Source organism: Halobellus salinus, from assembly GCF_014646875.1.
Lineage (GTDB): Archaea > Halobacteriota > Halobacteria > Halobacteriales > Haloferacaceae > Haloquadratum > Haloquadratum salinum.
In genome coordinates this window covers 1-14,332 of record NZ_BMOC01000022.1, presented here as the reverse complement: position 1 = coordinate 14,332, position 14,332 = coordinate 1, and the positions used below count along the sequence as shown (strand labels likewise).

The following is a 14,332-nucleotide window of genomic DNA, read 5'->3' as shown; positions in this document are numbered from 1 at the left end:
GAAAATACAACGAGCTTAGATCGCAATAAATTATTGAACGGTCAGATCAGGCTGTATCAGCCAATACAGACGGATGCCGTATCAAATCAGATTGCCATCTACTCAAGATTTGTCACAAATAAGTTGCTGAGTATAGAGATGGTAGTGAATAGACGTATGATCTTCACTTTATTTTCTCAAGGGTGAAACAACTGACATATATCTGTACTACTCAATCAGCTTTTTAAACATACTACCCCAGTCACCCCCTTTTATATTCTTCCTGTTTGATCCAGGAGACGATTTATAATAATAATATGAGCCCCCTTTGCTGGGATTGTCCACGTATATGTTAAAACGGTCATTGTTCCCGGGTAGGATCTTTCTGTCTTCTGGAGGTACAATGAGGAAATGATCTTTCTCAGGATCAAACTCTCTCGATTGAGAGTACAAATCCAAAATCACCGAAAATATAACGCATTCAGATAATCTACTTTCAGCATCCAACTCGCGTGAACCCTCGAAGAATATCTGATCCGTATTTGGTGGACTATATTCCCAACTTTTTCTCTTATGAACTACCCCCGCAACAAGCTGTGGATTGTCTTCGAGGATGAAATGAAAAGTGGAGGACTGGAAATCAACCTCAGTTCCCCGCGACTCTGCTTCTTGTTCAAGAAGTTTCTGCCAACTTTTGATTACCGGGTCTGTGTCATATCTGTCAAGAACCATAGTTCCGAATTCTATTGTAAAGTAAATAAGCACTTGGTCAGCACTCCGACAATTCAGTAGCAACAATCAGAGATGACTCGGCAGCCGACTCGCGGTTTGTATCTTGCGGGGATAGCGGAACCTATTGTCGAATTAGGAGAAACCTCGCCGGTTAGTATGCAGGCAGGTTCTATCAGCTGATTCAAGATTCATTCGGAAAAATAAGAAGTTTCGATGCTGGGCAGAATCTCTACGTCTTATAAACAATCAGTACTAATTCCACATAGTCCACAATAGCTCACTAGATTAGTGTTTCATAGAGACATTCACACCCTGTTTGCTGCGGTTCAGTTCGAAGGACAAAATACTATGATGGGATAAAGCGAACAGAGGCCCTGAACAGTTCCTTACTCTCATCTGTTGTTATGACCACGCTGTCTTGATCCCCGCCAGCAGGAAGACTATCTATTTACCCCGATGATATCCTTTCATTCTTCGACGAGATCATCGAACAGATAGAAGCATCCTCTCACGGCAGTAGCTTCATAGGTATACACGCTGTGTAATGATAGTGTATGATGGAACTCAACCAGGCACTGGACGAGTTGTGTGATTGCGAGTATCCAGCCAATATAGACGATATCAAAGATAACTGCGAAAATCTGACGGTTGAGTTTCAAGACGGCTCTGAAACGACTCTTGGGGAGATGCTTGACCTCCTTGATGATCCCCCCGAGACATTTGATTCAAGTGATGAGCTCCGGGGCACTTTGATGTCTTTAGCACCACGAGGAAGCGTCGGGAGAGCGAACTACGACGATCGAGGGTCAACTCATAATAGCAGAGATCAACAGTCGTTTTAGCCCAAGCTTCTGCTACTCGGAGCGGCCATCAGATTAATTATATCTTCTTGCTCGACAGGAATTAATTACTCCAGAATAACACCAGAATTCAGATCCACGCACACCTGTTGTTGTACGGAGTCAAAGAGCAGCGAATATTTTGCGAGATACGCCCCAGGCACAGGCCATTGGATACAGGCCCAGTTGGGATGCCTGACCGACTGTTGGAATAAGATCACTGCTGGACTGCTGGCCCAGACTTTGTCTCTATCAACTAGGATGTCATAGAACTCTTATTGGGGTGTTTATTTCACGACTCAACGACTACGCCAGCCGTGAGGTCTTAGGTGCGAATGTACCGCTGTAGGTCCCACCAGATTTCTTGATCTTCACGAGGGCGTGCTGAATACAACGCGCAAGCCAGTCACCAGACCAATGCTGACGCTACGAACTGCTGAGAACCCGACCTATATTCACAGTTCATATGCGAGTGAGACGCGAACTCCTGTTTCATTATTCAAGAGTATGAATCCCCCGGTCGGCGCGTTATACACTTCTGCCACTGATTCAACTCGTTGGACTTCCTGACCTGAGAGGTCTCGCTGTTGTGTAGTTTTGGTAGAAATCGCTTCCGTGACTGCATCGTTCAGTGTTGGCGATTGAGAGAGTCTCGTCTGGTTATACTGCACGATCTTGCTCTCGTTCGCTCCGGTCGTGTTCTCTACTGGCTCGACAACCAGCAGACCTCCACGTGACACTGTCTCAGTCGTTGGTGACTCTGTAGGCTTCGGTGGTACCTCCGTTACGGTCGACGGTACGTCTGTCACAGTCGAAGGTCTATCCGTGGTGTCAGTCGGCTGACCTGCCGGTGAGAAGCCGCTACACCCCGATAACGCTACTATCAGGCAAGGGATCCCAACCAGTAACAGTTTACCGAAATTGGAGGGCATCGACAGCGAGTATTCATTACGTGACAAATGAAATTTTTGTGGTTTGGATCTCTCTACCCACCGGGTCGCTCCTGGCAGATTCTGAGCAGAAGACGATCCGATGTGATACAGCGTTCGGCTGTACTTACCGATTGAAATAGGTGTGCTAACGATTCTATGATACCCTATCTATCAACTACAGTATTACAGCTTTAATTTGGAAACAGGGTGGCATAGAAGGGTTCATAAGGTCATCGGCAGATCCGGCGGTTCCAGCCCCGATGCTGCTGTAAGCCACTCTGAAGGAACCACGGTTGCCGGGTGTATCACGCTATCCGGGTCAAAACAATCAGAATTCCGGAATAAAGAGGTACTGTTTGAAGATGTCTAAGCGCCGTGCACCGGGTGCACGTTCTTTTGCGACGGCACAGCTCTGTAAAGATACTTAGACTGACTATAGTGTGTGAAGAGCTCTATGACACGCTGTCACCGTGTTCGGCAAGAGCCGTATTAATACTCAGGTGTGGAGCGATCGGTAGTAGCCGATCCAGGTGAGGTCTCGTGGTGCCTTTCCTGAAGTTGAACGAATGTTTCGGCTAACACGCCGAGGATAAGAATGCTAACTGGCAATGAGATGAGGCCGGTGGCGATCTGCGAAGCCGCTGAATTAGCGCCGAATGCCATCACGGATGCTGTTGAGACAAGTGCAGACCCGACTGCGGTGGGAACGATGATGATGGCGAGAAGGATGAAGAGTCGAATCCAATTTCCTCTGGTGAGGTGCCAACTACTGGTCATTGCACTGATGAAATTGTCGTCATCAACGGCGATGAAGAAGGTCATAAATAGCAACGACAGGTAGGCGACGAGTCCCGGAATAACAAACAGGAGAGATCCGATGAACAGCAGAAGGGTGAACACGATACCCCCCACAATAAGATTGGCAATAACCCACGGAATCTGACGCTGAAGAAACTCAGTTGGGAGTTGGGTCGTTTTGCCAGCAACGAAGGTTCTCGTGGCGACTATCGTGAGGTACGAAAGGAGAACGAATACGATGAGGCTACTACCAGCTAGGATTCCAAAGGGCAAATCAATCGTTAATCCAAGCGAGCCAGAATAATCAGGCGGGAGCATCTGAACAAAAACACTGTTGAATAGGACTTGCCACAACGTTCCGAGCACTGCAGCCGCCATAATCAGTATTCCACCGTTTCGATTACTGACCCGACCGAGGCCGTTCGTGAGTGCGGAACGAATATCTAAGCTTTGCTGCGTCATCTCATCTCTGTATGGCGGCAGGAGAATCAAAAAGTCCCTCAAAACTTAAAATGGAACTGTACCCATCCCCGGCCTGTGAGCTAACGCGTGAGGGTGTCATAGAAGACTCCCCACACCAAACTGGAATTGATCAGTACAGGGAATTGACGTACCAATTAGTCGGTTGAACTATTCTGTATCTATCAAGAACGCTTTGCGAGATACAGAGGTTCTATACAACCGTTGATTATCGTTTGTCTCGCCCAGCCAGTGACGAAACACCGTCAGATAGATGTGCGAATGTACTGTGTGGAATTGCGTGTGCTTCTAAGAAATCGGGTCCGATGAACACAGAATTAAGACGAAATTGACTGCACGATACTCTCCCCGACGATCAATTTGTAGACTGCGAGTACTCCGGCAACAGAAAACAGGATACCGAAAATGAGCGCAAGTACCCCAGGCTTGTAGAACAGATTGTACAAGCCCAATATAAGCAACATCGCAGCGGAGATGGCCTGTGCTGGGCGTGTTCCTCTAAAATCGTTTAGTTTGTCTACGACGGAGGGCATATGCTGAATGAATCAAGTCCTAATATTAGTATTTTGCCTAATCAAGTAGATTCGCGCTTAATTATTCTTCACCAGCAGTTTCGGCGTTATGGCCGATACGCGATCAAGACCTCACGGCTGATTCGGCTGTGAGATCGTGATATAAACACCGTGGCAACTCTTCTATGACACCCTGTGGAAAAGTCAGATACTAAGGAAAGCTCGGATAGTCGACTGCTGGAACAGCGACACGGAGAAGATGATCACAGGGCTTTAATCGGACCTTCTCAGCGTTGTGTTCCTCTGATCTTTCTATTGTTTGGCCACAGTGGGGGCATTTCGCTGCCATATATGATCTTACACGTCCCAGCCGGATATAGGTAGTTTCTGTGATATGTTACTAATAGATTGAGCCGAACCCAGACTTAGGGGTACGCGCGAAGGGAAATTAGATGCGATTCTTAGAAATGATCCAATCTTGGAATTACCATTGATCTGTCTAAGATAGGTCCCCACGGGGGGACGGGGGCATCGCCTTTTCAGAGGATGTGAACCCACCCTCTACTATAATGGAGGCCCCTCCCGCCTGCCTACCTTTCCGTGTTGTCCCGTGGGGGCCGCGCCGATCCTACCCAATAGCCATAGTCATATTCATCCTCATTTTGCCACCAGTGTCATACCCATAATATATGTGACATACTCACGCAAAATAGCCTCCCCTGACTTAATTAGGGTTCATCCCAGAGTGGTCAGTAGAGAGCGTATGACAGTTGATTTCGAGCAATTAGACTGGGACTTGATTAGCCAAGTCAAGGCCTCCAAGAGACGAACTCAGGTCCTCAAAGAACTTACTCGAAAGCCCCAGATGAACTCGGAACTGGCTGATGAACTGGATGTCTCAACAAAATGGGCCAGACGCCAAGTCAAATGGCTGCAAGAGAGGGGACTAGTTGAAGACCTCACTGAATCGAAGTACAACCATAAGATTTATAAAGCCACTAACGACGGAAAACAAGTCGCTGAGGTGTTATAATATGTCGACTCAATCTAGAACTACTTTGATCAGAGCTGTCCGGAGAAATCTGAATCTAAGAATTAGGACTCTCGAGGATCTTGCAGCAGGAAGGAAGAACCCCACAGATAGACGCGCCTCTATTATTGAGAAACGTCGGAGCTTAATATCAGCCTTTGGAGGTGAAACATCCAGCAGAACGAGAACAAACAGAAGTCCGAGTCGGTCAGACACTGAGACCAAGACGGAAGAGAAGAATGAGACTGATCAGGACGATTCAACGGTCACTCCCAAAGATGGGGTGAATATTGAGCTTGAGTCACCTAGTGATGAAGAGATCCAAGCGGCGAACACTTTAGCAGAAGAGCACAAGAATGCAGATGAAATAGCTCTGGTAGAGAAGGGTAGCATCCAAGTAAAGGATAGCTCCAGTACGACATTTTCAGTGAAGATCAGTGAGATTTTGAATGGAGAGGAGGATTCTGGACCAGACACAGTACCGGCTGCCTCTCCTAGTATGGCACAGGCGGCAGCAAACAAACGAGGCTCTGATCAGGTTGATGGCTGATTCATTTGAAGAGACAGAAGTAGTGAAAGAAAGGAGTGTCTGGGAGGATAACTCTGGGAGCTGCCTGATGAATGTTTCTGGCTTACTAACGGCTGGACAGTACGAGATTGAGAAGGATGTAAGAGAAGATGGGACGATAGTTCTTCGTTGCGAGCCGGTAGGATCTGAGGATTGAGACTGTCATTTCCGAGTGGGGTGAAGTAAGGTTCAGATGCGATGTTGAGACTGACATATTTACTTGTCCTAACCGGGGTCATTCATCGGCCTGAACCATTCTATCCCACTTTGACATCCACTCAATATTTTCACCAGCAACTGTCAGAAGGTAGGTGAATATTGGAAGGGTAATCCCCAAAACGACAAGAAATACTACGTCAATGTCTCCAGAGCGTCCTAAGACGCCGAGATATTGGAGGATTGTGATAGTTACGAGAACAGTCGCTACAAGTTCTACGTGCTCTCTGTATGAGGGGGAGGGAAGTCTCATACTGTTGGCAACTTGTTGGCAGGCACAAACTAATTTCGTAACGTCTCTGGGCAGGACTTGTGCTCCATATCTTGAACTCTAGTCTTGGCAAGCTTGGGACAGTCACATCCTGCGAATCCTTCTATAACTCACTCTACCAGATGTAGATTTATTACACTTACAGCCATTTTCTACGCCATCTGTGGAGACTAAGAAGCAGTACCTCGTCGCAACAGGCGATACGTCGAAGACAAAGCTGCACAAGCCCTTGTCTGAAGAGAGCCCAAAGACGCCTGCGTGTAAACCTGCTGTTGAGTACCGACTCGTCTCTGAATCTGTTGGGAAACGTGTTATCGGAGTATCTGATTCCGCAGCCGATGAGGAGTGGAAATGTCTTCGATGCTTTTTACAGGACAAGATTGAGTACGGCAAACCAGCCGAGTAGGAAGCGGGGCTGCTCATCAGAAGCTACAGATAGCCTCTGTAGTGGATAATCCCTACTCAGATTCGGGAGCCATTCTACGACATTTTCAGTTTATTCAAGCGCGTAGACTGTGTCATTGTCTGCCCCTAAATAAAGAACATCCTCAAAAATAGCGGGTGAAGAGAGCACAACACCGGTATCAAACTGCCATACCTCTGTCCCGTCATCTTTGTTAACTGCGTACACTTTGTTTGAGTCGACTCCGAAATACACACGTTCTGAGCCTACAGTAGGGGAACGGATTATTGCGCCTCTACGACCACCAAATGATCCTTCAGTATCAAATGACCACTCGATTTCACCAGTGTCCGTATCTAGTGAGTAGAGTTTTCCTGGCCTATCAAATAGTTCGCCATCACCGACGTAGAGGGAGGAGCTATCAATCGCAGGAGATGAACGAATCTGCTCATCAGTCTCTGTTCTCCATTCTTCCTGTGCGTTTTCGGTTGTGATGGCCTGAACCGTCCCCGTAGCAGTTGTCACAAATACCAGTCCATCCTGGATGACGGGTGCGCCGGTCACTTCTCCGACAGCAGCAAACTCCCATCTAACGCTTTCGTCAGCCGTATTGACTGCGTAGACATCCCCCATTTCAGTACCGAAATAAACATTTCCACCTGCTAATGCTGGGGAAGCAGTGACACCCCCCTGGGTACTGAACGCCCATACCTGCTCACCGGTTTGAGTATCGAAGCCGAATACACCCCCGGTGTCCGGATCGCCAATGTACACAGTATCATTCGCTAAGACTGGAGACGCAGTGTAACTTGCCTGTCCAAAATCAGCACTCCAGATTACTGATCCGTCATCCGGGTCAAGCGCAAATAATTCTCCGTTGTTATCCGCAATATATACTGCACGTTCGCCAACTGCTGCACTGGACTGGAAAGCAGCGTCATTCTCGAACCGCCAGATTTCACTTCCACTGGAGGTATTCACCGCGTATACGTTCTTATTCTGGTTTTCTTTTCCGCCGCCACCACCGAAATAAGCAGTACCTTGGTGAATAGCTGGCGTAGTGTGATTATTACCATCTACACTAAATGTCCAGCGGGCTGTTGGCGATCCTGCCGGGCCTTCTATGTCTGGGGGATGGCCCGTATTTCGATTATTATACTGAAAACGAGGGAACGCCGAACTGACAAGTCCCGATTCGCTTCCAGTGTTATCTTCTGTCGGTTCTTCTGTCGGTTCTTCTGTCGGCTCTTCTGTCGATTCTTCTACTGAATTTTCTGTTGTCTCTTCAGGTTCAGGACTCCTCACTACCTCTTCTGATTGGATACCGAGGAGTTCCTGTGCTCCAACGTAGTACCCAACAATACCCCCAATCGCGGCTGTCCCGATATAATTCATAACTTCTCGCCGAGTACTCATAACTCAAGGTCGATTATCCAATAATATCAATTTTCCCTCTTCTTTTAGTTCTACAAGGAGGGTATAGTCTTCAGAAGCCATTCGATGATTGACCTATGTAGGTAGCTTCTCGAGTTTGTACGTGAATGGAGTAAGTGATAGCAAAATCGCTTGAGCCGACCGATCTCCCAGCTACAGATCTCGCTCTAATTTCGTACAGAAAGAAGACGCTCGATTGGGACTGTAATAATTTGACTGGCCTGATCGCTGCTACACTCCCTCTGCGGCCAATCCACCGTTCGTATAGTCGTTCAGCGTTGAACAAGCACGTCCAATTGAGATATTACATTGGCCGAGTAGCCCGGTCCCTCTATTCTGGCTCAACCGGAACTTCGCACTCAGGACACTCCGCGAAGATCCCACCCTCGTACTCAATGAGGATGTTACTCTGTGGTATCTCTTCACCACAGAACGGACAGCTGCCAAGGGGCGATCGCTGAGCGGACATAGGGGGGGATAGGGAGTCTGAGCGTGTGACAACTGCTGACTCCCTTATCTTAGATGTCGAGCTTAACCGACTAAAAGAATCGCCAACCGGAGTGAAAGTAGAAATACCTACTGTAGTAGCAGAAATTTCGGATTATCGCCAATCCCCAGGCCGTGGGGACACACCGTGATTCCGGTGAAAATTCCGACGATACAGGCCGTGAACGAGGGGATTTCAGACGCAGATGTCCAGTAATCAATCAAAATATGCGAATGGTAGGGGTAATGCTTGATGAACCCAGTTCTCCGGTCGCTATAGCTAGTTACCTCTCAGCAGTGAACTCTTGTGCTAATTTTGCAGCTTGTTTCCTACCGAGACCCACCTGCTCAAAGTGCTCTATGAGGGCTTCTTGAGCCGCTTGTCGACTCGGTTTCTGCTAATTGCTTGTTTATTTTACCAGACGCTGCTACCGTTGAGAAATAGTAAGATCAACGTTTCATAACCGCCGCTAACTTTAGATGGTACCCTTATTCATATGTATCAGCGGTAAAAAACTCGACTTATGAACAAAGATGAGTTAGCCGATTATGTTGAGAGATCTCAGTCGCTTATTGACTCCTCTCCCCAGATGAACGAGCAGAACACTCGGAGAAAACTTATCGAGCCACTATTGGAGATCTTGGGTTGGAATATGCTCTCTGAAGATGTCGAACTAGAGTACTCAGTTCAGATGGGGGTAGGCACGAAGAAAGTGGATTACGCGCTGATGATTGAGGGTGCTCCGGTTGTCTTTGTGGAAGCCAAGGGAGTCGATACGGCTATTTCAGATTCGCACCGGAATCAACTGAAGATTTATATGCGGCAGGTAGGTGTAGATTGGGGACTGCTGACTAATGGCACTCAGTTTGAATTACTGAAGCGGAAGAAGGGTAGAGAACGCCCCGACGAGGTCTCACTCGGCGAAATCTCTTTAGGTAATCTCGAAAACAACGCTCATCTCCTACATACGCTCTCTCGAGAATCAATCAAGACTGGCGAGGCGGAGCGAATTGCAGAAAATATCGAGACGACTCAACGAGCAGCGACTGATCTTCGTGAAAAGAAGGCTACAATTGCTAATCGTATCACACAAGTCGTCACAGACGAGATTGGGGACTCTGTCTCGCAGACGGTCCAAGATGGAGCAAAACAGTTTGTCGATGTATTATCAACGTCCCTCAAACAGCAGAGTGAGGACGGAGTCCAGTTTGAGTGGGCGGGCGAGCAAGAACTCCAGAAGGAGGATAGTGCTGAGTGGGTACCTGGCCAAGGGAGGAACGCAATAGTAGGGAGTATTCCACGAAGTGAAATATCTGGTGCTGGTGACTCTCAAACTGCTATATTCCCCACTCGTAAGTCCGGGATTCAGTTCCTCAAAGAGAACAATGCGTGGGGCTTCGTTCGAGTTGGTCAGAATCCAGAGTACGCCGCGTTCTACGTTGCAGGGGAGCCACAGGAGATACGCTACATCGCTAGCATCAAGGAGATTGTTCCGGCTGAGGAAGCCACCTTAGCACGCGAAGCAGAATCATACACAGGAGATGAAGCAGGGTTTGATCCTGGCGACGAAGTAGTGATCTTTGAACCAGGAACGCTATATGAACTTGAGGATCCTATTCCCTACAAGCGAAAAGCTCCGCAAGGTAGGGTATACTCTGATTTAGCCAGTTTCAGGAACGCAACGACAACTGAAGACGTGATTTGACTGCGGCTTCACCAGCGGTCTGTAGACGGTTATTGTATCCTATTCTGAATAACAAATATATGACCAAACGGCGACACTCAAACACAGAAATGGACGTTGCTCGCAAAGTCTCCGAACGCTGTCTTCAATGTAACCGCGACAGCGACGTATGGATACAGGAAAAACAGGAAGGCTCCGGGATCAAGAAATGCTATACGTGTAATTCGTGTGGTTATGAGTGGTCAGAGATGATTCCGTACAGTAAGTTAGACCGGTGACATTGTCTTAATCTCGGTATGATAGAGTTTAGCGAAGGAGACCGCGTTCGGGTAGATATCCCTGACGAGACTGACGTTGATCACCAGCAATACCACGGACAGCACGGAACCATTGTCTCTGCGTTGAGTGACGATGTAGACGAGATTATCGGAGATGAGCAGGATGCCCGCTTGTACCGAGTTGAATTTGAGTCAGGTCAGACGATGGACTTCCGGCGTCGAGATCTCCGTCCCCCGATAGAGTGACATCATTAGTACATAGCGGGTTTTATAAAAACTCACACGGGTCGGTAGATAAGCTCTAACGAATTGAAAGCGCTGTACACTTGATGTACGCTGTTCTTAGCTTGCTGTAGATGGCGAAAGAGACGTTCGGAGTCGCTGTTAGTGTGGGAATCGTGCGAAGTGGATGAACCTCGGGAAACATCAGTTTTGCCAACTGAACGACTTAGAAACCAGTTGAGTTTGGTCTACGTCATTCAGCCGGTACTCTTTGTCGTACTCTTGTACATATTCAATCTCCTCGTCTGTCAAGTCGAACATCGGGCCAAAAAGCTCGTCCGTGGCATCCGCAATTGGTTTCAGAGCTCCAGCCTGTTCAATTACTTCTTTGTCGTCACCGACGAACCGTGTCTGAATTTCATCCCACAACTCGTTGGCAACCTCTTCGATCTCATCTTCTTTCGCCTCCAGCCTGTCTTTTTTTGGTAGAGGGAACGGGTCAATAGATTTCCAATTCAGGTCTCTCTCGTTCTCGTATACCATCCAGTAAGTATAGAAAAGATTTGAGTGGAGGACGACGAACGCCGCCTTCTGCTCTATCTCGGAACTGAAGTAGAATGGATCGAAGTCCTGGGGTTTCTCCCCTGCCGGATACAAATTATCTAAGCAAGGATTGATGAAGTACGCAGGGTGTCTTGACCTCCAAACCGCATAGCTTGTTTCAGTAGAGCGAGTTGAGACATCATCTATCGTATTATCAGAGTTCTGTTTCAGTTTCTCGAGGATACTTCGAAGAGTGCTACTCCCGATTTTTGGAAGACTCTTATCCTTTCCACCGCCAATTCTATTTCCGAGGGTTAGACCGTCGGTTGACTCGTACTCAATACTATTGAATACTTTACGTCGATTATTTTCACTGAACCTCAGGAACTTGCTAGTGTAAATTGAACTATCATCCACATCCTCCTTCTTAGCAGTGATGATACCAGTTCGGGCTTGAGACCCTGCAAACACCTGTTGTGGCCTCCGACTAAAGCAAGCTACCTCTGGATTTGCCAGCCCGTCGCGAATAACCTCTCGAATGTTCGACGCAGTTCCTTGATAGGCGAAAAGCAAGGCGGCAATATTACCAAAGTATCCGCCGTCTTTCAGAATATTAACTTGTCTTTCTATGAATGGGGCAATAACATCGTTCACGTTCCCGGTCTTGTAGCCCTTAGTGAACTGCTTCTCCACCTCGGTTTGAACATCACCGTAGGGCGGATTACCGACTACCAAATCAAACTCTACGTCGTAGTCCCCGTTCTGATCTTCCGTTGCGGCTTCGGGGAATTCAACTGGCCAATGGAAGGGCCCATATGCGAGGTCTGGGGAGTTTATATGACTTCGGAGATTCTGTAGCAGTCTAAGATCTGTTTGGAGAGGCTGCCGCTCCAGTTCCAGCTTGAGGCCGTTGTTCAGGAACTGGCTGAAATCGTCTATATTGTCAATATCTCCTTCCTCGACCTTCGCACTCTTCTCATACCTCGGTTCAACGTAGAAGCCTTCATTTTCTATATTAGTTTTTTGTTTGTCAGTAAGCTGTTCTTCATCCACCCTCCGTATTGTGACTTTTTTGATAGATGGATAGAGATTTGTTAACCCGTCAGTTAGTTTCAGCCACTCGTTCTCCTTGCTGATTGTTTCCTCGAAATAATGGTTGATTTGTGAAAGGAAGCTCTCATCTAATTCAGGCCGTAGAGACTCGATCTTGTTATCCAGTTCGCGGCGAGTAATTTCTCCCTCCTTATATTCTTCTCGAACTTGTCGAAGTTCGGATATATCTAAGTCAAAGTCCTGTAGTTGGGACTGGCCTACACTGATCGCGGGAATACCAACCAGAGAGTTTCCTGCAACGATATTGATATCAATGTTTGGGAGCTCGCCGTAATCTGGTTCCCAGCCCTCTTCGACCATTTTCAGCCACACACGCAGCTTCGCAATCTCGACAGCGATCGGGTTGATATCGACGCCATAAATTGAGTTTAATACCAACTCTTTCTTCGCATCATATATATCGGCATCTTCCAGGCTGTCGCCTTTCCAGCCACGAAGTAACGACATTCGTACCCTGTGAATTTCGTCCATAACACCCGTTAGAAAGTGACCGGAACCGCAGGCAGGGTCAATCACTCTCAGCCTTCCAAGACGCTCGTATGCCTCCTTCAAAGCATCCGTGTCACCAAAGTAGCCTTCTCCTTGCTCAATTTGTCCAAGCATCTCCCCAAGACCGTTGGAAGAGACAAACTCTCTGGCGTTCTCTGGCTCCATCCCAGATTTTTTTACTATCTGCTTGCTGTAAGTATCCACTAGAATTTCGTGGACCTTCGGATCAATCGTTTTTTTATTTATCAGCTGAATTACGTCGTTCGGAGTGTAGTAGGCACCTTCGTCCTTCTGGCTTTGACCACTGTTGATGTGGTTGATCGTCATCTCGAATACTTGGCCGAGAACAGACGGGTCGAGACTCCCATTGTCTTCCTCGAGTTTGTGGCCCTCGATGAGGTCTCTGACGACGTTAATTAGCATATCGTCGTCTACGTCGTACTTTCGCTCGTCTTCAGAGGGAGCAAACAAGCTGCCGTTCAAGTACTCAACACTATCAAACCACCCACCTTTGTGCTTCGAGATGCGGTCGTTTTTTTCTGTGTTGAACAGAGAAAAGAAGATTGGCTGGAGTTGAGTCTTGTAGAGTCCACCTGTGAGCTGATCGACCTCACTGGCTTCCCTATACTTCTCAACTCGTTCGGTCAAGAACTTCTCAGGAAGCACTTCGTTATCTTCGAGGAACTTGACGAACAGAAGACGATTTACCAATTTAATCGCGAACTTCCGAACGTCGGCGTCTGAGGCAGAACTAGGAGATCTGATTGTGTCAATTAGTGTAGTGTCATAGTCATAACTTTTTGATCCTTCCCCGAACAGCAGCTGGACATATAAATCGTAAAACTCCTCAATTCCGGCCTGTTTTCTCCGGCGAATCTGCTTCGGAGCATCCTGAGTGAGCAGTTGGTTCAGATTATCCTTAAAGAAAATTTCGACGAATTCCTGAACTTTCTCGTCTGTATTTATTTCCGATGCGCCTGAGTAAGAAACCGAGGTTCGCTCGGAGGCAATCTTCAGAAGTTCATCTCGAAAGTCCAACGGCGTTGGTCCAATTCTATCGTAATCAAGATAGTCGCCGCCGAGTTCGATTCGGATAATAGTCCAGTTGATTCCGTCAGTGGCAATACCATACTCGGCTCCACGGGAGGCAGCCCGGTTGTTCAGGTAGTCTTCAATATCCCTTTCGGCGTCTTCCTGTTTATTGAGTGCCTTGTCCTCTCCGATTACATCTACGTTGAGGTTGGTTACCCCGAATAGTACCTAGCGTAACTTTTGAAGATAGTCACCGAGATGATCATCGATCCAAGAGGCCGCGAAACTAA

The 14,332-nt window shown here is 47.5% G+C and carries 13 protein-coding genes; 7 read left to right on the top strand and 6 right to left on the bottom strand.

The genetic code is table 11. The features are described 5' to 3' along the window. Positions 1 to 207: 207 nt before the first annotated feature. Entirely contained in the window at positions 208 to 711 is a 504-nt protein-coding gene (locus IEX72_RS13415; RefSeq protein WP_188788199.1) for a hypothetical protein, read from the bottom strand. Positions 712 to 1,268: 557 nt separating this feature from the next. Here IEX72_RS13415 and IEX72_RS13410 point away from each other — a divergent pair. Continuing rightward, a complete protein-coding gene (locus IEX72_RS13410; RefSeq protein WP_229663846.1) occupies positions 1,269 to 1,553 on the top strand; it encodes a DUF5789 family protein in 285 nt (94 codons plus the stop codon). 1,418 nt (positions 1,554 to 2,971) lie between these two features. Here IEX72_RS13410 and IEX72_RS13405 read toward each other — a convergent pair. After that, positions 2,972 to 3,742, bottom strand: coding sequence for a hypothetical protein (locus IEX72_RS13405; protein ID WP_188788195.1), 771 nt, complete (start codon positions 3,740 to 3,742; stop codon positions 2,972 to 2,974). 1,293 nt (positions 3,743 to 5,035) lie between these two features. On the opposite strand from IEX72_RS13405, the gene IEX72_RS13400 reads away from it, so the two are divergent. From IEX72_RS13400 to IEX72_RS13390, 3 genes are read left to right on the top strand one after another with little or no spacing between them, the layout of a single operon-like run. After that, positions 5,036 to 5,305: a winged helix-turn-helix domain-containing protein gene (locus tag IEX72_RS13400; RefSeq protein ID WP_188788193.1), complete on the top strand. Its 270-nt coding sequence runs from the start codon at positions 5,036 to 5,038 to the stop codon at positions 5,303 to 5,305. A gap of 1 nt (position 5,306) precedes the next feature. Beyond that, positions 5,307 to 5,852, top strand: a complete 546-nt coding sequence (locus IEX72_RS13395; RefSeq protein WP_188788191.1) for a hypothetical protein — start codon at positions 5,307 to 5,309, stop codon at positions 5,850 to 5,852. After that, positions 5,845 to 6,027 carry a hypothetical protein gene (locus IEX72_RS13390; RefSeq protein WP_188788189.1) on the top strand — a complete coding sequence of 61 codons (183 nt, stop codon included), beginning with the start codon at positions 5,845 to 5,847 and terminating at the stop codon, positions 6,025 to 6,027. The genes IEX72_RS13395 and IEX72_RS13390 overlap by 8 nt, the downstream gene beginning before the upstream one ends. 78 nt (positions 6,028 to 6,105) lie before the next feature. Here the strand turns inward: IEX72_RS13390 and IEX72_RS13385 are convergent, their stop codons facing one another. After that, complete coding sequence (locus tag IEX72_RS13385) at positions 6,106 to 6,339, bottom strand: hypothetical protein (RefSeq protein WP_188788188.1); 234 nt, start codon at positions 6,337 to 6,339, stop codon at positions 6,106 to 6,108. Between the two features lie 181 nt (positions 6,340 to 6,520). Here IEX72_RS13385 and IEX72_RS13380 point away from each other — a divergent pair, with 181 nt between their 5' ends. After that, positions 6,521 to 6,763, top strand: coding sequence for a hypothetical protein (locus tag IEX72_RS13380; RefSeq protein WP_188788186.1), 243 nt, complete (start codon positions 6,521 to 6,523; stop codon positions 6,761 to 6,763). Positions 6,764 to 6,853: 90 nt separating this feature from the next. On the opposite strand, the gene IEX72_RS13375 is transcribed toward IEX72_RS13380, so the two are convergent. Both IEX72_RS13375 and IEX72_RS15670 read right to left on the bottom strand, forming a co-directional pair. Next, positions 6,854 to 8,176 carry an outer membrane protein assembly factor BamB family protein gene (locus IEX72_RS13375; protein WP_188788184.1) on the bottom strand — a complete coding sequence of 441 codons (1,323 nt, stop codon included), beginning with the start codon at positions 8,174 to 8,176 and terminating at the stop codon, positions 6,854 to 6,856. A gap of 349 nt (positions 8,177 to 8,525) precedes the next feature. Beyond that, positions 8,526 to 8,663: a DUF7837 family putative zinc-binding protein gene (locus IEX72_RS15670; RefSeq protein WP_449405232.1), complete on the bottom strand. Its 138-nt coding sequence runs from the start codon at positions 8,661 to 8,663 to the stop codon at positions 8,526 to 8,528. Positions 8,664 to 9,204: 541 nt separating this feature from the next. Between IEX72_RS15670 and IEX72_RS13370 the strand changes: the two genes are divergently transcribed. Both IEX72_RS13370 and IEX72_RS15585 read left to right on the top strand, forming a co-directional pair. Continuing rightward, positions 9,205 to 10,386 (top strand): type I restriction enzyme HsdR N-terminal domain-containing protein, encoded by a 1,182-nt coding sequence (locus IEX72_RS13370; protein ID WP_188788182.1) that lies wholly within the window; start codon positions 9,205 to 9,207, stop codon positions 10,384 to 10,386. Between the two features lie 275 nt (positions 10,387 to 10,661). Next, on the top strand, positions 10,662 to 10,889 hold the full coding sequence (locus IEX72_RS15585; protein ID WP_345782308.1) for a hypothetical protein: 228 nt from the start codon (positions 10,662 to 10,664) through the stop codon (positions 10,887 to 10,889). Between the two features lie 180 nt (positions 10,890 to 11,069). Here the strand turns inward: IEX72_RS15585 and IEX72_RS13365 are convergent, their stop codons facing one another. Next, positions 11,070 to 14,048: an Eco57I restriction-modification methylase domain-containing protein gene (locus tag IEX72_RS13365; RefSeq protein WP_188788180.1), complete on the bottom strand. Its 2,979-nt coding sequence runs from the start codon at positions 14,046 to 14,048 to the stop codon at positions 11,070 to 11,072. Between the last annotated feature and the right edge of the window lie 284 nt (positions 14,049 to 14,332).